Raw genomic sequence first — 21,630 nt, 5'->3', positions numbered from 1 at the left:
TTCTTTCCGAAGAAGTTCTTTCTACTCAACCACTTGCAACCCCGACCAACATCCAGCTTCTCGTTAGCGGGAGGCGAATTCTACAGCGTTTCAAACCGCTGTCAACCACCTCTTCAACCGCCGCCGACCGACCTGATCGAAGCCACCAACAGGACCAAACCACCACCCTGTCAGCCCGGCGCATTCTACACAGCTTTCGCTGCTTTGCAACCTCTCTTTTAAAGCTAACTTATTGTTTTAGAATAAGTTTTCCGAGAGATCTGCGCCGGAAGAGGTGCACATTATAGGGGCATTCGAAGCGAGGTCAAGGCATTATTACGCTTTTGTGGCAGCCCACTCTAATGGGCACAAAGCCCTCGCATGCTCCCACATATATAGAGGCGACCGACCTTCCCCTATGCACGCCAACCCCCCCCCAGGAACTGCCCGCAAAAACCACCACTCAGCGTGCTAACTGAGGCACCTGTATAATGCTGCCCCCAGGTACCCCATGTGCTCTTCGCGTGTACTCTTGATCTGCATACGCGCATTTATCGGACCCTTTTCTTTGACAAAAAAATCTGCAAATCAAGACGTTATGATTAGAAAATTTAGCGTCGCACCAATGATGGACTGGACGGATCGTCACTGCCGCTATTTCCTGCGCCAGCTGTCGCAGCACGCTCTGCTCTATACCGAGATGGTCACCACAGGCGCGATACTGCATAACGACAGCGCGCGCTTTCTGCTCCACAGTGCGGAGGAATATCCGCTGGCCCTGCAGCTGGGCGGTAGTGTGCCGGCGGAACTGGCGTCCTGCGCCAAACTGGCGCAGGACGCGGGCTATAACGAAGTCAACCTCAACGTCGGCTGCCCCAGCGATCGAGTGCAGAACAATATGATCGGTGCCTGCCTGATGGGCCACCCACAGTTGGTCGCCGATTGCGTCAAGGCCATGCAGGATGAGGTCAGCATCCCGGTGACGGTCAAACACCGCATCGGTATCAACGGCCGCGACAGCTACGCCGAGCTGTGCGATTTCGTCGGGACGGTGCGCGACGCCGGTTGCCGCAGCTTTACCGTGCACGCGCGCATCGCCATTCTCGAAGGCCTGTCGCCCAAGGAGAACCGCGAAGTGCCGCCACTGCGCTACGCCATCGCCGCGCAGCTCAAGCAGGACTTCCCGGAACTGGAAATCATCCTCAATGGCGGCATCAAGACCCTGGAAGACTGCCAGCAGCACCTCAAGACCTTCGACGGGGTGATGCTGGGTCGCGAGGCCTATCACAACCCCTTTCTGCTGGCTCAGGTTGACCAATTGCTGTTCGACTCAGACCGCCCAATGATGAGCCGCATCGAAGCCATGCAGAGCATGCGCGGTTATATCGCCGCGCACCTGGCCGAAGGCGGCAGCATGCACCATATCACCCGCCATATGCTCGGCCTGGGCCAGGGTTTCAATGGCGCGCGACGCTTCCGTCAACTGCTCTCGGTGGACATTCACAAGACCGATAATCCGCTGGCGCTGTTCGATCAGGCTGCGCAATTGCTGCAAGGACGCTGACTCGGGTAAGGTCAGGGCATCTGCAACGACAAGGCGCTGTCATGACCTCCAAGCTGGATCAACTCAAGCAGTTCACCACCGTAGTCGCCGACACCGGCGACCTCGACGCCATCGCCCGCCTGAAGCCGGTCGATGCCACTACCAACCCTTCCCTGCTGCTCAAGGCCGCGGCCATGCCTGGCTATGGCGAACTGCTGAAAAGCGCAGTCACCGCCGGCCAGGGCGACCTGGGGCTGGCCTGCGACCATTTTGGCGTCGCGGTGGGGGGCGAAATTCTCAAGATAGTCCCCGGGCGCATCTCCACCGAGGTGGATGCGCGGCTGTCCTTCGATACCCAGGCCACCCTGCGCCGCGCCGAACGCCTGATCAGCCTCTACGACCAGGCCGGCATCAGCCGGGAGCGGGTGCTGATCAAGATCGCTTCGACCTGGGAAGGCATCCGCGCCGCCGAGCAACTGGAAAAGGCCGGTATCCAGTGCAACCTCACCCTGCTGTTCTCCTTCGCCCAGGCCCAGGCCTGCGCCGATGCCGGTGTGTTTCTGATCTCGCCGTTCGTGGGGCGCATCTACGACTGGTACAAGAAGGCCGAAGGCCGTGATTTTGTCGGTGCCGAAGATCCCGGGGTACAGTCGGTCACGCGCATCTACAACTACTACAAGGCCAATGCCTACTCGACCGTGGTGATGGGCGCGAGCTTTCGCAATACTGGCCAGATCGAAGCGCTGGCCGGCTGCGACCGCCTGACCATCAGTCCGGAGCTGCTGCAGCAACTGGCCGATGACCAGCAGCCACTGGCACGCCTGCTGAGCCCGGGCCAGAACGCCGAGCCCAAGCAGAGTCTCGCTGAGGGTCAGTTCCGCTGGGCCATGAACGAAGACGCCATGGCCACCGAGAAACTGGCCGAAGGCATCCGCCTGTTCGCCCGCGATCAGGAGAAACTGGAAAAACTGCTGACTGCTCTGGCCTGAGAACCTGTTGACGATCTGTTGCATGGTGCGCTTGGGCAGGAGTGACACGGTTTTCAGAGGAGCCAATGGATAGGCTGTGCCTTGTGCACCAAGAATTTGCAGCAGGCCCCGGTGCGCATGGCGCACCCTACAGAACCAGGTCCCTCACAGTTAAGCGTCGGCACAAACATGCCAAAAACAAACGGGGCGCTCAATGAGCGCCCCGTTTTGGTACCCCGGCATCACTCAGTGATGTTCCAGGGCATTGACCAGGTCGTGGAAGGCTTCGCGGTTGGAGTCGTTCAGCCCCATCAGAATCCGGTGCGCTTCCAGCACCTTGGCCCGCACCACCTCTTCCGATTGATCCTGCGACGGCAGGTCATCCAGACACTCCGGACACGGTACCGGGGTATCGACGATATTGAATACCTGATCAAAACCCATGGACTGCAGCAGGCGGGTGATGTCCTCGTGGGTGGTGACCACGGTGGGCAGCAGGCCGATCTTCTGCCGCGAAAGGATCGACAGTTTGGCCAGCAGGCCCAGGGTGGTGCTGTCGATACTACGGGTCTCGGTCAGATCGATCACGATGGCCGAGAAATTCAGCGCGGTGAAGATCTTTTCGATGGTAGCGTCCAGGGCCGAACACAGGGTCAGGCGCACTTCACCGACAAACTTCAACACGAAGGTTCCGTCTTGTTCGGCGAACTGGATTCTACCGGGGCTTATCCCAGGGTTCATGCAAGGTTCCTGCTTAACACCAGCAAGGCGATATCATCCGGCATCTCGCCCAGATTGGCCAGCCCAAAGGCCTTGCGCAAGCCATCCAGGGTGCCTCCGGCGTTACTGACCAGCTCCGGCAGCAGCGCCTCCTTCTCTTTCAGGGTGTCACCAGGCAACAGGTCGAGGATGCCATCGGACAGCAGCGTCAGGCTGAATGACTGGGGCAGCTCCATCTGGCGATCCTGGTAGTCGGCTTCGACGAACAGCCCCACCGGCAGGCCGCGGCCTTGCAGGTACTGCGCCTGGCCTTCGCTGTACAGCACCGGCAACGGTAGATGACCGCCAATGCTGTAGGTCAGACGATTGTGCTCCAGGTCGATTACCCCGCCGAGCATGGTCACGTGCTTACCCAGCTTGCAGTTGATCAGGCCACGGTTGATATGACCGAGCACTTCCGACGGTTTGAAGTCGGGCAAGCCGCCGGCGCGGCGCGACTCGTAGAGCAAACGAGTGGTCATAAACTTCAGCAGCACGGTGATAAAGGCCGAGGACGCGCCATGGCCGGAGACATCGGCCAGGTAAAAGGCGATGCGGCTGTCGTCGACGCGGAAATAATCGACGAAGTCGCCGGATAGATAGAGCGACGGGATGATCTGGTGGGCGAAGTTCAGGCCGTCGGCCTGCCAGGGAGTCACCGGCAACATGTTCATCTGCACCTGGCGACCAGCGTTCTGGTCTTCCTGAAGCAGGTGCAGGCTGGCCTGCAGCTCGCGATTGGCAGTTTCCAGCTCTTCGCGGTAGCGCTGATTTTCCAGGCGCAGATTGGCCCGATCCAGAGCGCGGCGAATAGAATGTTCGAGTACCGCCAGATCCGCCAGGGGCTTGATCAGGTAGTCGGCAGCCCCCAGGCGCAGGGCCTCCACGGCATCGCTCATCACCCCGGCACCGGAAACCACGATGACCGGCGTCTCCACTTGAAGGGCGTTGATTCGGCGAATCAGCTCGAGACCATCGACCTGGGGCATGCGCAGGTCGCAGATCACCAGATCCGGGCTCTCGCTGTGAAAGACCTCCAGGCCTTGCAGGCCATTGGCGGCTTGCAGCACATGAAAACCACTGTCTTCCAGGTAGGCCGCGAGGCTCGCGCGCACTACATCGTCGTCATCGATTATCAGTAGCGTGGCACTGGTTTTGTGCATGGGGTATCCAGGCAAACTGCGCCGGGTATGGGTTGGCTTATGCGTCAGGGGGATTGCCCAGAACGCGCGAACTCGGCTTGCATCAAGGCGCAGACGGTACTCCCATCCGCCCCTCGATTCAAGCGGCTGCCGATCGTCGCTGCTCGCCTTTACACCCGAAATCGGCCAAGGTTATAAGAGTTGCAGGACAGCCCCGATAATAAGAGGAAAATGCCCATGAGCCAAAATGATCATGCTTACAGTGAAAAACGCGATTACATTCGTATGCGATTGGAAGCACCGGTCACATTGCTTTATGCGGGCAAGGAACTCCCGGCGCTGTGCCTCGACCTGTCCAGCACCGGCATGCAGCTGGAAGCCGACAGCACCCTGAGCCTGGGCGACAAGGTCAGGGTGCATATCGCCTCCGACCATAACGAGCTGCGCGGGCTGGAGGCCCAGGCCGAAGTGGTTCGGGTCAACACCCTGGAGGATGGCCGCCAGGCCCTGGGGCTGGCGATCCTCTCGATGACCTGAGCCAAGTGCCGAACATGCAAAAGGCGGCTATGCAGCCGCCTTTTGCGTTTGTTGCCGTCGACTCAGAAGTCGTCTTCGACCTCGCCGTCACGCACCCGGAACTCGCGATTCTGCAGGTAGGCATTGCGAATAAAGATGTACTTGTCGCCACTGACCAACTTCTCCGCCGAAAGCAGGCTGGCACGCAGATCCACGGCATTGACCGCATGCACCACATTGCGCGTCGGTACGTGGTCGATCATGGCCTGGGCCGTCAGCATGCTGTCGGGAATCTTGCCGATGGCATCGCGCACGGTGCTCGGCCCCAACAGAGGCAATACCACATAGGGACCGCTGCCCAGCCCCCATGCGCCGAGGGTCTGGCCAAAATCCTCATCGCTGCGCTGCAGGCCCATTTGGGTGGCCACATCGAAGAAGCCCAACAGACCGAAGGTGGTGTTGAAGATCAGACGCCCGCTATCGACCCCGGCATCGTGCAACTTGCCCTGCAGCACGTTGTTGGCCAGGTTGCCGACATCGCCGATGTTTCTGAAGATGTTGTGCACGCCATCCTCAAGCAGCTGCGGGGTGACCGCCTGGTAGCCCTTGGCCAAGGGCTTGAGGGTGTAGGCGTCGACATTGTCGTTGATGCGGAACATAAAGCGGTTATAACCCTGCCAAGGGTCTTCTTCACTGGCCTGTGCCAGTGTCGGCAGCAGCGCCAGGCCGGCACAAACAGCCAGGCAGCCTAGCCGCTCAATCCAATTCGCAGCGATCACATGCATTACAGCCTCTCCTTGACAGCAGTAGTGGGCAGCCCATTGGCAGCCATTCAAAAGCGCGCAGTATAAATCTTTAGCCAGGTGGCGGCAGCATAGCGGATCAACCAAGCGCAGGAAAATCCGTTGCCCCGGCCAACAGGCCACTCCAGCCACCCAAGGTTCATCGGCCTGTCATCTGCCTGCCTTAACCTGCGCGGGAAGACAAGGACGAGCCCGATGACCCTATTCCCCACCCCGCCCCGCTTCAGCGCCCTGTTGTTCGGCCTGTCCGGTTGCCTGGTCGACTTCGGCGCACGCACGGCCCCACTGGCCTTGCAACGCCTCTACCCGGATGCCGGCCCGCAGCGCGACCTGCAGCAGCTGCTCGGCCGCCCGCCGCGAGCCCATGAACAACTGGCCTACCAGGACGCCTTGAGCGCGGCAGCCAGCGAGCACGCCGAAGCCACCCCGGGAGCCCTGGCCATGCTTGCGCAGCTGCGCCAGCAAGGCGTGCCTTGTGCCTGGCTCGACGAACTGCCTCGGGACGCCAGCACCCAGCTGGCCAGCGCCCTACCCGACTGGCTGCCCGCGGCAGCACAGCGGCACGAGCGCCCCTGGCCCGCACCCGACGCCATCTGGCAGAGCCTGATCGAGTTACAGGTCGAGTGCCTCGACGGCGGCGTACTGATCAGCGGCGAACCGCGCCTGCTCCAGGCCGGCCTGAGGGCCGGGCTCTGGACCGTCGGCCTGGCCATCTGCGGCCCCCTCTGCGGGCAGGCACTGGCAGACTGGCAAAGCATGGCCTCGGGGCAGCGTGATCGGTTGCGCAGCCAGGCCACCCTGGCGCTCTATCGCCTGGGCGTGCATTCGGTAATCGATCAACTGAGCGATCTGCCCGCCTGCCTGGACGACCTCGCGCAGCGCCGGCAGAAAGGCGAAAAGCCCTGACCGCGGGACGCTGGCGCGCATTACCCGACCCAGCGGCGGCAACCGCATTGATCCAAAGCAAGCAAAGCCCCGGCGCTTGGATTACCCTTGGACACATGCACGTACCTTGCGCCCCGGCGCAAGGTCTATCGATTGGTGTACCAAGAAGGGAGAACCACATGCCCGCAAGCCGCCTGCAGCAACAACTGCAAGACCTGCGCGATCAACTGTCGGAAGAGCCGCCGCTCAGCGAAGAAGAACGCGCCGAACTCTTTGTCCTGACCCAGGAGATCGAACTGCAACTGGCTCGCCAGGCCGCCGCCGCACCGGACGCCACCCTGATCGACGGAGTCAACCTGGCCGTGGAGCGCTTCGAAGTCAGCCATCCGACCCTGGCCGGCACCCTGCGCAATATCATGCAGAGCCTGGCCAATATGGGGATATAAAGCCCCCGGCGTTTACCTGTAATGCTGTTCAGTCAATAAAAATGCCGCTTTCCCCTTGCGAGGTAAGCGGCATTTTTTTGCGTCTAGAGCCATGGATGGGTGGGGCCGCCCAGGTGATAACCCATCCTACGGTCTACGCAAAACCCCAGTACTTAACCGGAGGTTTGCGTTACTGGCGCACCAGCCGGCGATTATCCGGCGTGATGGCCGTGCTGCTGCGATAGGGGTTGATATCCAGACCGCCACGGCGCACGTAGCGCGCATAGACTGTCAACTGCTCGGGCTGGAGCAGACGCTGCAGGTCGAGAAAGATCCGTTCCACGCACTGTTCGTGGAAATCCGCGTGCTGGCGGAAGCTCACCAGATAAGCCAACAGGCTGGCCTGATCCACAGCCGCACCACGGTACTCCACCACCAGGGTGCCCCAGTCCGGCTGACCGGTGACCGGGCAGTTGGATTTGAGCAGATGACTGTGCAGGCACTCCTCCACCACCCGCGCCGGGTCGCAGCGCAGTAGCTCGGGCATCGGCTGAGCGTAATTGCTGATGGTCACATCCAACTCGTCGATACAGGTGCCTGGCGCGGCCACCACGCCTTCGGCCGTCACCTCTGCCAGGCTGCGCAGGCGCACCCCAACCGGCTTGCCCGCCGCCGCCGAGAGATCCTTGACCAGCACCGCCAGCAACTCGGCGTTATCGGCGAACACGGTCTGATTTAGCGAGTTGAGATAGAGCTTGAACGACTTCGACTCGATGATATTCGGCGAGTCGGCGGGTATCGCGAACTCGCCCATGGCCACCACCGGTTTGCCCGAGGGCAGCAGCCAGGACAGCTCGAAGCAGTTCCAGAAATCCACCCCCTGGTACGGCAGACTCTCGGCACTCAGACCCAGCTCGGCCCACTTGGGGGCACGGGGAATGGGGAACAGCAGGGACGGCGTGTAGGTCGCGATATAGTCGCTGGATTTACCCAGGGGCGAATCTTCGGCAGCAGGGTGCATGGCAAAAACCTGATCAAATCGGATTAAAGAAGGTGCTGACGCCTCAGGCCAGTTCGGCCACAACGGCGGCCAGCGCCTGGACCGGATCGGCGGCCTGGCTGATCGGTCGGCCGATCACCAGGTAATCGGAGCCCACCGCCAGGGCCTGACGCGGCGTCAGGATGCGCCGCTGGTCGTCCTGGGCACTGCCGGCCGGACGAATCCCCGGGGTCACCAGTTGCAGCGCCGGGTGAGCGGCTTTCAGGGCCCGGGCTTCCTGAGCGGAGCAGACCAGGCCATCCATCCCGGCCTCGGCGGCCAGGCCGGCCAGACGCAGTACCTGGGCCTGTGGCTCGATATCCAGACCGATACCGGCCAGGTCCTCGCGCTCCATGCTGGTCAGCACGGTCACGCCGATCAGCAACGGCTTGGCCCCGCTCAACCGGTCCAGGGTCTCGCGGCAGGCCGCCATCATGCGCAGGCCGCCGGAGCAGTGCACATTGACCATCCACACGCCCATTTCCGCCGCCGCTTTGACCGCCATGGCGGTGGTATTGGGGATGTCGTGGAATTTCAGGTCGAGGAACACCTCGAAGCCCTGATCGGCCAGCGCGCCGACAATCTCCGGGCCGCAACGGGTGAACAGCTCCTTGCCGACCTTGACCCGGCACAGCGCGGGGTCGAGCTGGGCGGCCAGGGCCAGGGCGGCATCACGGGTCGGGAAATCCAGGGCAACAATGATCGGGGTCTGGCAGGCGGACATGGGCGGGCTCTCGGGCAAGACAAATTCGCCGCGCATTGTAGCGGAAGCCGTACACAATTGCCGGCCCGGCAATCTGCCCGTCTCAGGATAATTGCCCCCGCAGACGCGCAGCAGTGACACTGCTGCAGTCGAGCCGAACATCGCTCAAGCCCAGCCAGTCGGCCAGGGCGCGCAGATTGACGGCCAATGCCGCCAGCCCCTCCTCGTCCAGATCCGGCTCCTGCAGATGCAGAACATGCACCGCCAGACACTGACGGGTCCGCTCGGCGCGCAGATCCAGACGCGCTACCAGACGCTCGCGATGCAGAAAAGGCAGCACGTAATAGCCATACACCCGCTTGTGCTGCGGCGTGTAGATCTCCAGGCGGTAGCGGAAGTCGAACAGCCGTTCGGTACGCGCCCGCTCCCAGATCAGTGAGTCGAAGGGCGACAGCAAGGCGCTGGCCACGACCTTGCGCGGTATCGTCGGCGTGCCCCGACAATAGGCCGCTTGCGTCCAGCCCTGCACCTGCACCCGCTGCAGTTCTCCGGCTTCGAGCAACTCGGCAAGCCGCGCCTGGCTGTCGCGGGCCTGCAGGCGGTAGTAATCGCGCAGGTCCTTTTCCGTGGCCACCCCCAGCGCCCTGGCCGCCAGTAGGAGCAACTGGCGCTGGGCCTCGGCCTCGGGTATCTCGGCCGCAGCCAGCAGCCCGGCCGGCAAGACCCGCTCCGACAGGTCGTACAGACGCTCGAAACCGCGCCGCCCAGCCACCGTCACTTCGCCGGCGGCGAATAGCCATTCCAGCGCATGCTTTTCCGCACTCCAGCCCCACCAGCCGCTGCTGCCGGCCGCCGGTTTGCCTAGGCTGCCCGCGCCTAACGCCCCCTGCTCGGCGACCGCCTGCAATACCCGCCGAATCAATGGCTGCTGCTCGCGGCCGAAACGCGCCAGCTGCTTATAGATGCCCTCGCCATTGCGCGCTTGCCGCATGCGCCAGCGCAGCAGCGGATAGAACGACAACGGCAGTAACGAGGCTTCATGGCCCCAGTATTCGAACAAACCGCGACGACGCCCCTGACTCCAGGCCGCCTGCTCCAATAGCGTTCGATCGTAAGCACCCAGACGGGAGAACAGCGGCAGATAATGCGAACGCACCAGGGCATTGACCGAATCGATCTGCAGCGCACCCAGCCTGTCGATCTGTGCCAGCAACTGCCGAGCGCCGATCTCACCTGGCCGCTTGCAGCCGAAACCCTGGGCGCGCAGGGCTAGTCGGCGAGCTTGGGCGAGGGACAGGGAGTCGGTCATGGCGGTAATGGATTAAGAGTGATCGACTGCCAAGGCCTGAATGTCGGTGGGCAAAAAAGTCTGCCGGAAGCTGAAGGCCTGGGCAGTCGGTCCCTGCTCACGCAGCAACCGCAGGCGTGCGGCTGCCTCGTCGACGCTAGGTAGATGGCCGGCCGGGACCCACCACAGCACCATATGCGCCTCGCCCATGCGCGTGAACCATTCGTTACGGCGCTTGAGCATCTCGGCATGGGCGGACTTATAGACATAGTCCCTGAGCGCCTCGACATCGCGCCAGAGCGACAGATTGACCAGCACCTCCTCACCAAAGGGGCGGATGGCGGTGGCATCCCCCGCCTCGTCCTGCAGCCGCCAGACAAACCCGGGTGCCGCTTCGGCCAGGGCATTGATCCGCTCCAGATTGGCGACGAAATCCGCCATGCCCGGCGATTCCAGTGGTTGCAGCATGCTGGCGATATTCAGTTGCGCGAGTTGGTAAGCGATCATGCGGTTTTCCTTGTCGGGTGGACTCATCGTATAGATCAAGGCAGCACCAGCCGCCAGGTTTTCAGGCGCTTGCCGAGCCAGACATGATTGCTGACCAGGCCAATGCCCAGCAGCACCAGTACGGCACCGACAACGAAGTTCAGGCTCAGGGGCTCATCGAGAATCAGCACGCCGAAGCTCACCCCGAACAGCGGAGTCATAAAGGAGAACACCGCCATATTCGACGCCAGGTAACGCCGCAGCAGCCAGAACCAGGCGAGGTAACTGAGAAAGGACACCACCACGCCCTGCAGCAGCACGCTGGCGACACTGATCGCTGTCCAGCGGATCGGCCCGAGCTGATCGGTCGCCGCCGCATAGCCCAGCAACAGCACGAAGGAAACCCCCAGCTGGTAGAACAGCGTCAGAGTCGGCGGCGCTTCCGACAGGCGCGAGCCGCGCACCACCACGGTGGTCGCCCCCCAGGCCATGCCGGCCAGCAACCCCAGGGCATCGCCCAGCAGCATCCGCCGGTCCAGCGCCGTCCAGTCCATGCCCGCACCGAAGGCCACCGCGATACCGGCGAAACACAGGCCGATACCCAGCCATTGCAGCGCACGCAGACGCTCGCTCGGCAGCAGAAAATGCAGGCCCAGGGCGGAAAATATTGGCGCGGTGTAGAGAAACACCGCCATATGCGAGGCCGAGGTGTACTGCAGCCCCTGGGCGATAAAGAAGAACTCCAGACCGAACAGCACGCCGGCGAGCACACCGCCGCCCCAGGTAGAGCCCAGCCAGCCCTGCCAGCCGCGCTGCCAGAGCATCAACGCGCCAACCAGTAGCGCGGCGATGCCCGAGCGCAGCGCCACCTGCATCAGCGGCGCGATATCCGCCGCCGCCAGTTTGATCGCCACCTGCTGCAAGCCCCAGATGGCGCACAACAACAGCATCAGTTGAAACAGAAATACATCGGCATTCTTGCGCGTACCACTCATGCGCTCACCCGGCTTGCACCTGGCATACAAACTCCCTCAATCAAACGTTCAGCGTGACAGCGGATCATCCCAGAATGGCCGTTCGACTTCCTGCATTACATCGCCCCGACTCAAACCTAGATCCTTGAGTGCGGTCTCATCCAGCGCCGCTAACTGCCGACGCTGTTCGGCCAGCTGATACCAGCGCTTGAGCTGCCGTCCAAACTTTCTGGCCCATGCGCCCAGGCTCGGATACCGGGGCAAGACTGTTGCGAGTACATAACCTTTCTGACCTTTCATCTCGTCGCCCTCCTGTGGGGTTGGCGACAGTCTCGCGCTGGACTTATGATCAATCCAACGAATGTTTCTTATGCACACCATCTCTGAGATTGATGAATGGCCAACTACCCGAGCATCGACAGCGAACTGCTGCGCACCTTTGTCGCCATTGCCGACAATGGCGGCTTTACCCGAGCCGCGGAGATGGTCAACCGCACCCAATCGGCGGTCAGCATGCAGATGAAACGCCTGGAAGAGGACGTCATCCAGCGCCCGCTGTTTCAGCGCGACGGCCGCCAGCTCAGCCTGACTGCCGAAGGCCAGGTGCTACTCGGCTACGCCCGGCGCATCCTCAAGCTGCATGGCGAGGTGATGAACACCATGCGCGAGCCGCACATGGTCGGCTCGGTGCGCATCGGCACCCCGGATGATTACGTGATGCGCTTTATGCCCGGCATCCTCTCACGCTTCGCCCAGGCCTACCCACTGGTGCAGGTGGAGCTGCACTGCGAGCCGTCGTACAACCTGTTGCAACGCCAGGATCTGGATTTGACCATCGTCACCCGCGAGCCGGGTACCGAAATCGGTCAGCTCCTGCGCCAGGAGCGCATCGTCTGGGCCGAAGCCCAGGGCTTCTGCCTCCACGAACAGGAACCGCTGCCGCTGGCGATGTTCAATGCCCAGTGCTTCTGCCGCTCCTGGGCCTGCAATGCGCTCGATGCCATGGAGCGCCAATACCGCCTCGCCTATACCAGCCCCAGCCTCTCGGCGATCATGGCGGTGGTCAGCGCCGGCCTGGCGATCACCGCGCAACTGCAGAGCCTGATCACTCCCGACCTGCGCATCATCGGTGAAGCCGAAGGTCTGCCAGCCATGCCCTCGGCCAGCATCGTGCTGCTGCGCAATGCCAACACCCGGTCGCCGGTGACCGAAACCCTGGCCGAGCACATAGTCGAAGGCTTCAGGCTTTAAGCCCCAGGAGCAGCGCACAGAGCAGCAGGAAGGCGCTAAACAGGCCGCGCAGCACCTGCTCCGGCAAGGCATGCGCGAGCTTGACCCCCCAGCTGATGCTGAACAACCCGCCCAGCGCCAGCGGCAACCCCAGCAGCCAGTCGACATGACCATGCAACGCATAGGTGGCCAGGGTCACCCCGGTGCTGGGTGCCGCCAGTGCCAGGGACAAGCCCTGGGCCACCACCTGGGTGGTGCCGAACAAACTGGTCAATACCGGCGTGGCCAATACCGCGCCACCCACCCCGAACAAGCCGCCAAGTAACCCCGCGCCGCTGCCCAGGACGCCTAGCCAGGGCCATGGATAGCGCAACTGCGCCAGGGCTGGAGCCGGCCGCCAGTACAGACGCGACAGGTTGTACAGCGCCAGTGCCAGGAGGAAGACGACAAAGCCGATGCGCATGCGCTCGGCTTCCAGGGTCACCGCCCAGCTGGCCCCGAGCAGGGCGAAGAGCAGGCTGCTCAGCGCCAGCGCCAGGGCGTGGCGCGGGTCGATACGGTTGCGCTGGTGATAGCGCCACAACGCCAACAGCACATTGGGCACCACCATCACCAGCGCGGTGCCCTGGGCCAGCTGCTGGTCCAGGTCGAACAGCACGCCCAGAGCCGGAATCGCAATCAGCCCGCCACCAATACCGAACAGCCCGCCCAGGGTGCCAAGGGCAAGCCCGAGAAAAAGGTTCAGGGCAAAGTCGAGCAGGTTCATCGGGGCGTTCCAGAAAAGGTGCCACTAGCCTAATCACTGGCCACTGGCAGGGAAACGCACAGCCACGCACAATGGCTATGCATTATCCGCATAACAGAGCACTCGAATGAACCCCGATACCCTGACCGATCAGCTCAGCCTGTTTCTCGATGTACTGGAAACCGGCAGCTTTTCCGCCGCCGCCCGCCGCCACCCCCTGACGCCCTCGGCCGTGGCGCGGCGCATAGATGCCCTGGAGCGCTCCCTGGGTAGCAGTCTGTTCAGTCGCAGCACCCATGCGGTACGGGCCACCCCGGCTGGGCTAGCCTTTGCCGAACGCGCGCGACGCATTCTCGCCGAACTGCACCTGGCCCGCGCCGAAGCCGTGTCGCTGAGCAGCGCCCCCGAGGGCCTGATCCGCATCGACGCCCCCACCCCCTTCGGCCGCCGCCATCTGGCCCCGGCGATTGCCGAATTTCTGCTCGCCTACCCAGGCCTGGATGTGCAGTTGCGCCTGATCGACAGCTTCATCGACCTGCATGGTGCGCACCTGGGCGAGGTCGATCTGGTGCTGCGTATCGGCCCGCTGGCCGACACCCGCCTGGTCGCCACCGCGTTGTCGCCCATGGTGCGGATCGTCTGCGCCAGCCCGGACTATCTGGCGCAGCATGGCGTGCCGCGCACCCCCGGCGAACTGCTGGAACATCACGGCCTCGACTGGGACGGCCTGGCACCGCCCTATGCCTGGCGCTTCGAGTTGGACGGCAAGCTGCAACTGTGCCGGCCAAAGCGCCTGCGCATGACCGCCAACAACGCCGAGGCCCTGCTGTTCAGCGCCCTCGCCGGCCTGGGCATCGCCCACCTGCCCACCTGGCTGATCAGCGACTACCTGCTGCGCGGCGAGTTGCTGCCCTTGTTCTGCGAGAACGGCCTGCCCGCCCCCGAACCCAGCGGCATCTACGCCCTGCGCCTGGAACGGGAAACCGACTCGCGCAGCCGCCTGCTGCTGGAGTTTCTGAAGAATCGCTTCGGCCCGGTCGCGCCCTGGGATCTGGCGTTGCAGAGCGGCTTGCAACGCAGTTAAAGAGCAGAAACTGCAGGCAGAAAAAATGATCGGGAATCATTTTTAGCGTCGCGCAGCGACGACCCGAAGGGTGGCCGCCATGGATGGCAGGCCATAAAAAAGCCCGGCGCTAAGGCCGGGCTCTTTCTTCTCGCGAGGGCTGCCGATCTTAGACCGGTGCCTTGGCGCGGGATTTGTACTCGCCGGTACGGGTATCGATTTCGATCCAGTCGTCGATGTTGCAGAAATCCGCAACCTTGACTTCGGTACCGTTGCTCAGCTTGGCTGGTTTCATCACTTTGCCGGAGGTGTCGCCGCGAGCGGAACCTTCGGTGTAGGTGATCTGGCGAACGATGGTGGTCGGCAGGTCAACCGAAACCACTTTGCCTTCGAAGAACACGGCTTCGCAGACGTCGGTCATGCCATCGACGATGTACGGCATTACGCTTTCCAGGTCGTCCTTGTTCAGCTCGTACTGGTTGAACTCTTCGTCCATAAAGACGTAGTTCGGCTCGCTGTAGTACGAGTAAGTCACGCTTACGCGGTCGAGGATAACCGGTTCAAGCTTGTCATCAGCCTTGTACACGGTTTCAGTCGAGGAGCCGCTCAGCAGGTTCTTCAACTTCATTTTAACGATGGCGCTGTTACGACCGGACTTGGTGAATTCGGCCTTCTGGATCAGCCAAGGTTGGCCGTCGATCAGGGCCACACTGTTGGGCTTCATTTCTTGTGCGGTTTTCATACGAATATCCGGGTTTGGATGGAGTTACAGAATTCTAGGCCGCGTATCATAGCCAATTTAGGTAAAACTGCACCAGCGCCGCGGCAAGATCGGCCTGCGAGGCGCGTTGCAGACACCAGTGTTCGGCATGCTCGACCAGTTCCGGCCAGCTTTTGAGCAGCGCCTGCCAGTCGTCGGCCAGTTCCTCGCCGCCGTTCCAGGCGCGCCAGAAACCACTCAGCGCCTCGCCCGCAGCAGGCGACAAGCCCTCTTTATACAGCGCCAGAAAGGCCTCGAGCTTTTCCAGGTGCGCAGCGTCCTCCTGCCAATAGATATGCCACAGCAGTGGCCGCCCCGCCCATTGCGCCCGCACGAAGGAATCCTCGCCGCGTACCGCATTCAGATCGCAGCACCAGAGCAGGCGGTCGTACTGCTCCTGACGGATAAACGGCAGTACCTGAACCTGCAACTGGCCGCGCTGCAGCAGCGTGCCGATCGGCAAGGACACGCCGCCGAGCCAGGCCTGCAGATCGCTGAGGATACGCCCCTCCGGCACCAGCAACTGGCTGGGTTGGCTGTCGCTGGCCAAGGCATCCAGCCAGCCGGCCAGCGCCCTGTTCTCGTAAGCAAATAGGGAAATCCGCCGCGCGCCCGGCAGAGGCTTAACGCCAATGCTGCGTAAAAAAGCCTCCTGCGCCGCTGGATCGGCCTGAAAGGCCTGGCGCTGCGCCAGCAACTCGCGCTCGCGCAGCAACCCGCCACTGCCTGGGGTAAAGCCTGGAAAGAAGAAGAACTTGGGCAGGCCATTGGATTGCAGCGACGGCAGCCCGTGACACCCCTCGACCCAGTCTTCGGCACTGAGGTACTCCAGGTTCAGCCACAACACCTTGTTCGGCCGCGCCGCCATGGCCGCGACATAAGCTTCGGGCAACTCGCAGGCGAAGGCCTCGATCACCACATCGGCAGGTTCAACCGGCTGCCAGGGCACAGGCCACTGACGGATCTCGACCCCTTCCCGCCTCTGCTGCGCCGCCTGCCGATCGGCTTCGGGACATAGACGGACAAAAGCACCGAGGTCATCCACCCACAGGCGCACTGCCAGATCATGCTCGGCAACCAACTGCCGGGCCAGACGCCAGGTCACCCCAATGTCGCCGTAGTTGTCGACCACGCTACAGAAAATATCCCAGCTCGCCTTCATGCACCGCCCCATCAATAGGCGCGCAGTTTACCAAGACTCACGCAGCCGCCGCTCACTCCAGCACGCTGGCGTCCAGTTGCTGGCGAAACAAGGCCGAATCCCGCGCCAGCGCGACGCCCTGCCAACTACGCTGCACCAGTGCGGCATGACGCTGGTAAAAGGCTTGCGAATAGACCAGGTAATAATGCTTTTCCTGCAGCGCCGGCTCGACACGCTCCAGCGCCACATGGAATTCCAGATTATGCCGCAGCCAGTAGTCGCCCTCCTGCCCAAGCAGCACCACGGCCGCGAGCCGCCCCTTGAGCAATTTGTGCAGATTGGCTTCGGCGCTGCTGGCCCCGCTGTCGATGGTCGCGCCATGGCGCTCCAGCAACTCGATCACCGAGTACCCCAGCTGCACGCCGATCGGGCCCTGCAGGTTGACAAAGCCATTGTCCGTCCAGCGCACCGCATGGCCCTTGCGCCGGTACAGCACATAGCTTTCGCTGCGCATGCGCAGGGCCGCCTGGGGTTGCTGCTGGAGCAGCGGATAGATGGCAAAGGCTCCCCGCTCTTCGGAATAGCTCACGCCCATGGCCGCATCCACCCGACCACGCTGCAGGCTCAGCAAACAGCGCTTCCAAGGCAGCGCGACAAATTCGAAGCGCACATTCAGCGGTGCCTGCAGTTGACGCACCAACTCGAAGTCCAGCCCCTGCTGCCCCTCCAGACGTCAGGGCCGCAGTGGCTCGCGGTCATGGCAGACGCGAATGGCCAGCGGCTCGGCATGGGCCAGCGGCAGCAATACGAGCAACAGCGCAGGCAGCAGTCTTTTCATCTAAGCGTCTAGCCAAGAGAGAGGTGCTACCAGTCTAGGCCTTATGGCCCGGTAAAATACCGGCCCAGATCAACGCAGGTAGAGGAAACCACGCCGCGGCTCGAACGCAGGAATGCGGCGAGCAAACGCCAGAAAGCAAAAGGCCCCGACAACTTGTTAGTTATCAGGGCCTTAACTGAATCTATATGGCGGTGAAGGAGAGATTCGAACTCTCGATACGATTTCTCGTATACACACTTTCCAGGCGTGCTCCTTAAGCCACTCGGACACTTCACCGGGTATCGACATTCATTGCTGTCTGTCGAGGCGCGCTAATCTAGCCGAACAGCCCGCCAAAGGCAAAAGTTTTTTTCAGAATTTTCATGCGCTTATGCCCGATGCTCGGTATCGGACGGTGTGTCCTGCTCGGCCAGCGGAAAGGACTGGCGGCCGAACAGGAGAAAACCCAGGGAAATAAACAGGCTGAAGGCAAACACGCCCAGGGTGCCCAGTGGGGTCTGGCTGCTGCTGTGGGTGGCGAGCAGCAGCAGACCGAGCAACAAGGCCATGGCCAGCACGGCGCGCCATATAGATTGTACGGAGGTTGATCTGGGCATTGGCTTCTCCACGGTCGGACGCGGACCATGAGCCAGCCGCGCGCCTGCAGCCAATTGCCGCTATTGATCGGCCCGATAGACAGCGGCCTCGACGCTACGAACCGTCAGCGGCGCTGACTCACCAGTCAGCCATGGCGCTTTACCTGGCCAGTGCGGATGAGTAACGTCTGCTCCACTTCAGTCCAAGGAACCCGACCATGAGCGACCTGATCAGCTACCAATTCGAAGATGGCATCGCCACCCTGACCCTGTGCAACGGCAAGGTAAATGCCATTTCCCCGGACGTGATCACCGCCTTCAATGCGGCTCTGGATCGCGCCGAACAGGACAAGGCCATCGTCATCATCACCGGCCAGCCGGGCATTCTCTCCGGTGGCTACGACCTCAAGGTGATGACCTCGGGCCCGCAGAACGCGATCAACCTGGTGGCCGCCGGTTCGACCCTGGCACGCCGCATGCTCGCCCACCCCTTCCCGATCATCGTCGCCTGCCCAGGCCATGCGGTGGCCAAGGGGGCCTTTATCCTGCTGTCGTCCGACTACCGCATCGGCGTCGAGGGTGCCTTCAGCATCGGCCTCAACGAAGTACAGATCGGCATGACCATGCACCACGCCGGCATCGAACTGGCCCGTGACCGCCTGCGCAAGTCGGCCTTCCACCGCTCGGTGATCAATGGCGAGATGTTCGATCCGCAAAGCGCAGTAGATGCCGGCTTCCTCGACAAGGTGGTGCCGGCCGAACAGCTGCAGGCAACCGCCCAGGCCGTCGCCCAGCAGATGAAGAAGATCAATATGACCGCGCACAAGAACACCAAGCTGAAAGTGCGCAAAGCCCTGCTCGAAGCCCTCGATCTGGCCGTCGAACTGGATAAGCAGCAGCTGATCTGATTCCGCACCGCCCGTACAGAGCCCGGCCTTGAGCGCCGGGCTTTTTTATTGCGGTCGGGAGCGGGGCGGCGCAAGCCCTTCTGCCGACCTGCTCGCGCACGATAAGCGCCGATGGCGACAGAAAGCAGTGCGTTTGCAGCAATTGCCGAAAACAGTGCACGCCCGTACACTGCGCGCCTTTTTCTTATGACGGACGTACCAAATGCTTTTTCTATTGCGCATGCTGGCGATGGCCGTGCACTTTATCCTCGCCGGCATCCTCGGTCTGCTGCTGGGCATCTGTCGGCCGTTCAATCCGGATAACAGCCGGCTCTGCGCACGTCTGTACAGCCTGCCGGCGCGGTGGCTGCTGCGCCTGCGCCTGCAAACCGAGGTCGGCTCGCTGTTCGAGCAACGCGAGCCCTGCGTGATAGTGGCCAACCACCAGTCCAACTACGACCTCTATGTGCTGGGTGCCGTGGTGCCCAGACGCACCGTCAGCATCGGCAAGAAAAGCCTGAAGTGGGTGCCCTTCTTCGGCCAACTCTACTGGCTGGCCGGCAACGTGCTGCTCGACCGCGGCAATGCCATGCGCGCCAGGCAGGCCATGCTCACCACCACCGAGACCCTCAAGCACAAGGACACCTCGATCTGGGTGTTCCCCGAAGGCACCCGCAACCTGGGCGATGGCCTGCTGCCGTTCAAGAAAGGGGCCTTCCAGATGGCGATTGCCGCCGGCGTGCCGATCATCCCGGTGTGCGCCAGCACCTACGTCAAGCATATGCGCCTCAACCGCTGGAACAGCGGCGAGATCATGATCCGCTCGCTGCCGGCCATTCCCACCGCGGGCCTGAGCCTGGATGATCTACCGCAGCTACTCGACAACTGCCGCAGCCAGATGCAGCAGTGCATCGAAGCCATGGACCGGCAACTGAGCGGCAGCTGACCCCACCCCAGCGAGCAAAAAGCCCGGATAACCGGGCTTTTTTGCGTTTACAGGCCGGCTTAACCGTTCAGGCCGGCACGGCCGTGGGCCACGAAGCGCATCATCCACTCGGCCACGGTATGCCCCTGGTGGTCATGCTCCAGGCTGGCCACCCCCCTGGAGTAGGCCGGCTCGCCGATGTGCTGTTGACGCATGTCGAGCAGTGCCCGTGAATAGTCGTGGACGAACTCCGGATGCCCCTGGAAGCACAGCACCTGATCGTCGATGCAGTAGGACGCGATCGGACAGAAATCGCTGCTGGCCAGTAGCGTGGCGTTGTCCGGCAAGCGGGTGACCTGGTCCTGGTGGCTGATCAGCAGGGTCAGCTCTTCCAGGTCGGGGCTCATCCAGGCCGGCCTGTGCTCCATGCGATAGCGGTGAATGCCCACCCCCCAGCCCTGCTCCGCACGCTCGGCCTTGCCGCCCAGCAGCAGCGCCAACAGCTGATGGCCGAAGCAGATGCCCAGCAGCTTGTCGCCTCGGGCATAACGCTCCAGCAGGTAGGTTTTCAGGGTAGCGATCCAGGGGTCGGTACCGAAAGAATCGGCCTTGCTGCCCGTCACCAGGTAGGCATCGTACTGCTCGCTATCGGGCGGATAGTGACCATCCACCACGTTGTATACCTTGAACTCGGCCGCTATCGGCTGGCGGGCAAACAGCTGCTCGAACATACGGCCATAACTGTCGTATTGGTCGACCAACTCAGGGCGAAGAACATCGGTTTCCAGGATGCAGATCTGCAGCGGCATATGGGCGGTTACCTAGGGCGCAGGAGGGTTGTTATTTCAGCCCGCAAGCGTGCCTGCTGACAGGCTGCAAGGCAATAGCCGTGGGTCAAACCCGAGCAATTTCCCGCGCTCCATCAGCGCCCTCGATAGTCACCATAAGCACCATTCACTTCTGTCGATAGCGGCACACGCCGATGATCTGGCCATCGGGCACTGCGCCCCACCAACCAGAGGACATCAGCATGACCAGCTTCTCCGCCATCGCCAGCCTGCTTGCCGCATCGGCCTTCAACAGCACCCACAGCGCCAGCAACCAGCGCCAAGCCGCGAAAGTGCAAGCCGCACAACTCAAGGCTGAGCAGAACGCCGCCAAATAACCGCGCCCCGAAATCAGGAGACCGCCATGAGCATCGCCCAATCGCTGAGCAACCAGAACGTCTATGGCGTGACCTACGCCACCGTCGACGACAGTGGTATCCACTTCGAGTCCGAGCTGGCCATTCAGTCGGTCGATGGCAAGTTGACCACCCTGAAAATGCCGACCCGACTGAGCGAGCGCCAGGCCATCAGCCAACTGCTGAACACTTGCAAGTCCTGACCCTCTGGTCCTCCCAGAGGCGCTTTCAATTTCAGGCTGTCACGGCTCACCCAGCAAACGCTGATTGGATTTGGCGCATTGCGCCTGCTCACGCGCGCTGTCGCTCAGGTCCCCCAGCAGCCCGGTGCAGACAGCCAGGCTGCTGGTTTTACGCAGGCGCAAATGCGCCCCGGCATCGACCGTTATCAGGTAGGCGTGATCGTAGCGGTCCTTGTCATACCAGGCATCGATCAGCTGAGCGCTGAGCACGCAGCGATACTGCCGCTGTACGGTAAAGCCCTGCATGCGATCGCGCATAAAAACATGGTGGTAACGCGCCCAGTCCCGCTCGCGTATGCCCTGCAGCCGCGCCGCCTCGCAATCGGCCAGGGTGGTGATATCGGGCTCGTGGAGAAACACGCTCTGGGCCAGGTTGGAACCGCCAAGATTGGCCGTCGCCAGTAGATACACCCGATCCTCGGCCGCCTGCGCCATACCGGCCAGTGCCGCCAACAACACAATAGCTGCGCGTAGCATGTCCATCTCCCTGAAAAGCACGCAGCCTAAACAAGCAGGCCGATAATGGCCATG

27 protein-coding genes, 1 tRNA gene and 1 pseudogene are annotated in these 21,630 nt (G+C 62.3%); 12 read left to right on the top strand and 17 right to left on the bottom strand.

Features of this window, described 5'->3' with window-relative positions; translation table 11 throughout:
- The 3 genes and pseudogenes from AACY13_RS22420 to tal all read left to right on the top strand — a co-directional run.
- Positions 1–222, top strand: a pseudogene (locus tag AACY13_RS22420) (hypothetical protein); the annotation flags it as partial.
- A gap of 268 nt (positions 223–490) precedes the next feature.
- The gene (gene dusA, locus AACY13_RS22415; RefSeq protein WP_445262607.1) at positions 491–1,543 is read left to right on the top strand and encodes a tRNA dihydrouridine(20/20a) synthase DusA; all 1,053 of its coding nucleotides are present in this window, start codon (positions 491–493) and stop codon (positions 1,541–1,543) included.
- A 41-nt stretch (positions 1,544–1,584) separates the two neighbouring features.
- Entirely contained in the window at positions 1,585–2,511 is a 927-nt protein-coding gene (gene tal, locus AACY13_RS22410; protein WP_339463804.1) for a transaldolase, read from the top strand.
- A gap of 225 nt (positions 2,512–2,736) precedes the next feature.
- Here tal and rssC read toward each other — a convergent pair whose 3' ends face one another.
- Together rssC and rssB are read right to left on the bottom strand one after the other, a co-directional pair.
- A complete protein-coding gene (gene rssC, locus AACY13_RS22405; protein WP_339463810.1) occupies positions 2,737–3,219 on the bottom strand; it encodes an anti-sigma factor antagonist RssC in 483 nt (160 codons plus the stop codon).
- An 8-nt stretch (positions 3,220–3,227) separates the two neighbouring features.
- A complete protein-coding gene (gene rssB, locus AACY13_RS22400) occupies positions 3,228–4,412 on the bottom strand; it encodes a two-component system response regulator RssB (protein WP_339463803.1) in 1,185 nt (394 codons plus the stop codon).
- Between the two features lie 216 nt (positions 4,413–4,628).
- On the opposite strand from rssB, the gene AACY13_RS22395 reads away from it, so the two are divergent.
- The gene (locus AACY13_RS22395; protein ID WP_339463802.1) at positions 4,629–4,928 is read left to right on the top strand and encodes a PilZ domain-containing protein; all 300 of its coding nucleotides are present in this window, start codon (positions 4,629–4,631) and stop codon (positions 4,926–4,928) included.
- Between the two features lie 62 nt (positions 4,929–4,990).
- Here the strand turns inward: AACY13_RS22395 and AACY13_RS22390 are convergent, their stop codons facing one another.
- Positions 4,991–5,692 (bottom strand): MlaA family lipoprotein, encoded by a 702-nt coding sequence (locus AACY13_RS22390; protein ID WP_339463801.1) that lies wholly within the window; start codon positions 5,690–5,692, stop codon positions 4,991–4,993.
- Between the two features lie 213 nt (positions 5,693–5,905).
- Between AACY13_RS22390 and AACY13_RS22385 the strand changes: the two genes are divergently transcribed.
- Positions 5,906–6,616 carry an HAD family phosphatase gene (locus AACY13_RS22385; protein WP_339463800.1) on the top strand — a complete coding sequence of 237 codons (711 nt, stop codon included), beginning with the start codon at positions 5,906–5,908 and terminating at the stop codon, positions 6,614–6,616.
- A 158-nt stretch (positions 6,617–6,774) separates the two neighbouring features.
- A complete protein-coding gene (locus tag AACY13_RS22380) occupies positions 6,775–7,041 on the top strand; it encodes a DUF4404 family protein (RefSeq protein ID WP_339463799.1) in 267 nt (88 codons plus the stop codon).
- 169 nt (positions 7,042–7,210) lie between these two features.
- Here the strand turns inward: AACY13_RS22380 and queF are convergent, their stop codons facing one another.
- The 6 genes from queF to AACY13_RS22350 form a co-directional block, all read right to left on the bottom strand.
- Complete coding sequence (gene queF, locus AACY13_RS22375) at positions 7,211–8,041, bottom strand: NADPH-dependent 7-cyano-7-deazaguanine reductase QueF (RefSeq protein ID WP_339463798.1); 831 nt, start codon at positions 8,039–8,041, stop codon at positions 7,211–7,213.
- A 43-nt stretch (positions 8,042–8,084) separates the two neighbouring features.
- Positions 8,085–8,783 carry an orotidine-5'-phosphate decarboxylase gene (gene pyrF / locus AACY13_RS22370; protein ID WP_339463797.1) on the bottom strand — a complete coding sequence of 233 codons (699 nt, stop codon included), beginning with the start codon at positions 8,781–8,783 and terminating at the stop codon, positions 8,085–8,087.
- 82 nt (positions 8,784–8,865) lie between these two features.
- Positions 8,866–10,071 (bottom strand): winged helix-turn-helix domain-containing protein, encoded by a 1,206-nt coding sequence (locus AACY13_RS22365; RefSeq protein ID WP_339463796.1) that lies wholly within the window; start codon positions 10,069–10,071, stop codon positions 8,866–8,868.
- A 12-nt stretch (positions 10,072–10,083) separates the two neighbouring features.
- Positions 10,084–10,557 carry a DUF3291 domain-containing protein gene (locus AACY13_RS22360; RefSeq protein ID WP_339463795.1) on the bottom strand — a complete coding sequence of 158 codons (474 nt, stop codon included), beginning with the start codon at positions 10,555–10,557 and terminating at the stop codon, positions 10,084–10,086.
- A 35-nt stretch (positions 10,558–10,592) separates the two neighbouring features.
- Positions 10,593–11,531 (bottom strand): DMT family transporter, encoded by a 939-nt coding sequence (locus AACY13_RS22355; RefSeq protein ID WP_339463794.1) that lies wholly within the window; start codon positions 11,529–11,531, stop codon positions 10,593–10,595.
- A gap of 48 nt (positions 11,532–11,579) precedes the next feature.
- Positions 11,580–11,810, bottom strand: a complete 231-nt coding sequence (locus AACY13_RS22350; protein WP_339463792.1) for a DUF1127 domain-containing protein — start codon at positions 11,808–11,810, stop codon at positions 11,580–11,582.
- 96 nt (positions 11,811–11,906) lie between these two features.
- On the opposite strand from AACY13_RS22350, the gene AACY13_RS22345 reads away from it, so the two are divergent.
- Positions 11,907–12,761 (top strand): LysR substrate-binding domain-containing protein, encoded by an 855-nt coding sequence (locus AACY13_RS22345; RefSeq protein WP_339463791.1) that lies wholly within the window; start codon positions 11,907–11,909, stop codon positions 12,759–12,761.
- On the opposite strand, the gene AACY13_RS22340 is transcribed toward AACY13_RS22345, so the two are convergent.
- A complete protein-coding gene (locus AACY13_RS22340) occupies positions 12,751–13,506 on the bottom strand; it encodes a sulfite exporter TauE/SafE family protein (protein WP_339463790.1) in 756 nt (251 codons plus the stop codon). The two genes, AACY13_RS22345 and AACY13_RS22340, sit on opposite strands and share 11 nt — an antisense overlap.
- Positions 13,507–13,612: 106 nt before the next feature.
- On the opposite strand from AACY13_RS22340, the gene AACY13_RS22335 reads away from it, so the two are divergent.
- Positions 13,613–14,569 carry a LysR family transcriptional regulator gene (locus AACY13_RS22335; protein ID WP_339463789.1) on the top strand — a complete coding sequence of 319 codons (957 nt, stop codon included), beginning with the start codon at positions 13,613–13,615 and terminating at the stop codon, positions 14,567–14,569.
- 148 nt (positions 14,570–14,717) lie between these two features.
- Here AACY13_RS22335 and efp read toward each other — a convergent pair whose 3' ends face one another.
- The 5 genes from efp to AACY13_RS22310 form a co-directional block, all read right to left on the bottom strand.
- Positions 14,718–15,290 carry an elongation factor P gene (gene efp / locus AACY13_RS22330; RefSeq protein ID WP_339463788.1) on the bottom strand — a complete coding sequence of 191 codons (573 nt, stop codon included), beginning with the start codon at positions 15,288–15,290 and terminating at the stop codon, positions 14,718–14,720.
- A gap of 46 nt (positions 15,291–15,336) precedes the next feature.
- Complete coding sequence (gene earP / locus AACY13_RS22325; protein WP_339463787.1) at positions 15,337–16,470, bottom strand: elongation factor P maturation arginine rhamnosyltransferase EarP; 1,134 nt, start codon at positions 16,468–16,470, stop codon at positions 15,337–15,339.
- Between the two features lie 52 nt (positions 16,471–16,522).
- Positions 16,523–17,161 carry a substrate-binding periplasmic protein gene (locus tag AACY13_RS22320; RefSeq protein ID WP_339463809.1) on the bottom strand — a complete coding sequence of 213 codons (639 nt, stop codon included), beginning with the start codon at positions 17,159–17,161 and terminating at the stop codon, positions 16,523–16,525.
- A gap of 312 nt (positions 17,162–17,473) precedes the next feature.
- Positions 17,474–17,563: transfer RNA gene (locus tag AACY13_RS22315), tRNA-Ser, on the bottom strand.
- Between the two features lie 92 nt (positions 17,564–17,655).
- Positions 17,656–17,883: a hypothetical protein gene (locus tag AACY13_RS22310; RefSeq protein WP_339463786.1), complete on the bottom strand. Its 228-nt coding sequence runs from the start codon at positions 17,881–17,883 to the stop codon at positions 17,656–17,658.
- Between the two features lie 197 nt (positions 17,884–18,080).
- Between AACY13_RS22310 and AACY13_RS22305 the strand changes: the two genes are divergently transcribed.
- Positions 18,081–18,770, top strand: a complete 690-nt coding sequence (locus AACY13_RS22305; protein WP_339463785.1) for a crotonase/enoyl-CoA hydratase family protein — start codon at positions 18,081–18,083, stop codon at positions 18,768–18,770.
- A gap of 202 nt (positions 18,771–18,972) precedes the next feature.
- A complete protein-coding gene (locus AACY13_RS22300) occupies positions 18,973–19,695 on the top strand; it encodes a lysophospholipid acyltransferase family protein (RefSeq protein WP_339463784.1) in 723 nt (240 codons plus the stop codon).
- A gap of 59 nt (positions 19,696–19,754) precedes the next feature.
- Here AACY13_RS22300 and AACY13_RS22295 read toward each other — a convergent pair whose 3' ends face one another.
- Positions 19,755–20,483, bottom strand: coding sequence for an amidotransferase (locus AACY13_RS22295; RefSeq protein WP_339463783.1), 729 nt, complete (start codon positions 20,481–20,483; stop codon positions 19,755–19,757).
- Between the two features lie 221 nt (positions 20,484–20,704).
- Here AACY13_RS22295 and AACY13_RS22290 point away from each other — a divergent pair, with 221 nt between their 5' ends.
- Entirely contained in the window at positions 20,705–20,839 is a 135-nt protein-coding gene (locus AACY13_RS22290; RefSeq protein ID WP_339463782.1) for a hypothetical protein, read from the top strand.
- Positions 20,840–20,865: 26 nt separating this feature from the next.
- Positions 20,866–21,060, top strand: a complete 195-nt coding sequence (gene ptrC, locus AACY13_RS22285; RefSeq protein ID WP_339463781.1) for a type III secretion system co-regulatory protein PtrC — start codon at positions 20,866–20,868, stop codon at positions 21,058–21,060.
- Positions 21,061–21,099: 39 nt separating this feature from the next.
- Here the strand turns inward: ptrC and AACY13_RS22280 are convergent, their stop codons facing one another.
- Positions 21,100–21,576 (bottom strand): hypothetical protein, encoded by a 477-nt coding sequence (locus AACY13_RS22280; protein ID WP_339463780.1) that lies wholly within the window; start codon positions 21,574–21,576, stop codon positions 21,100–21,102.
- Positions 21,577–21,630: the final 54 nt, after the last annotated feature.

The sequence above is a fragment of the Pseudomonas sp. EA_105y_Pfl2_R69 genome (assembly GCF_963970915.1).
Classification (GTDB): Bacteria; Pseudomonadota; Gammaproteobacteria; order Pseudomonadales; family Pseudomonadaceae; genus Aquipseudomonas.
Note: the sequence above shows the minus strand (reverse complement) of the source record. Positions and strands in the feature narration are given on the sequence as shown.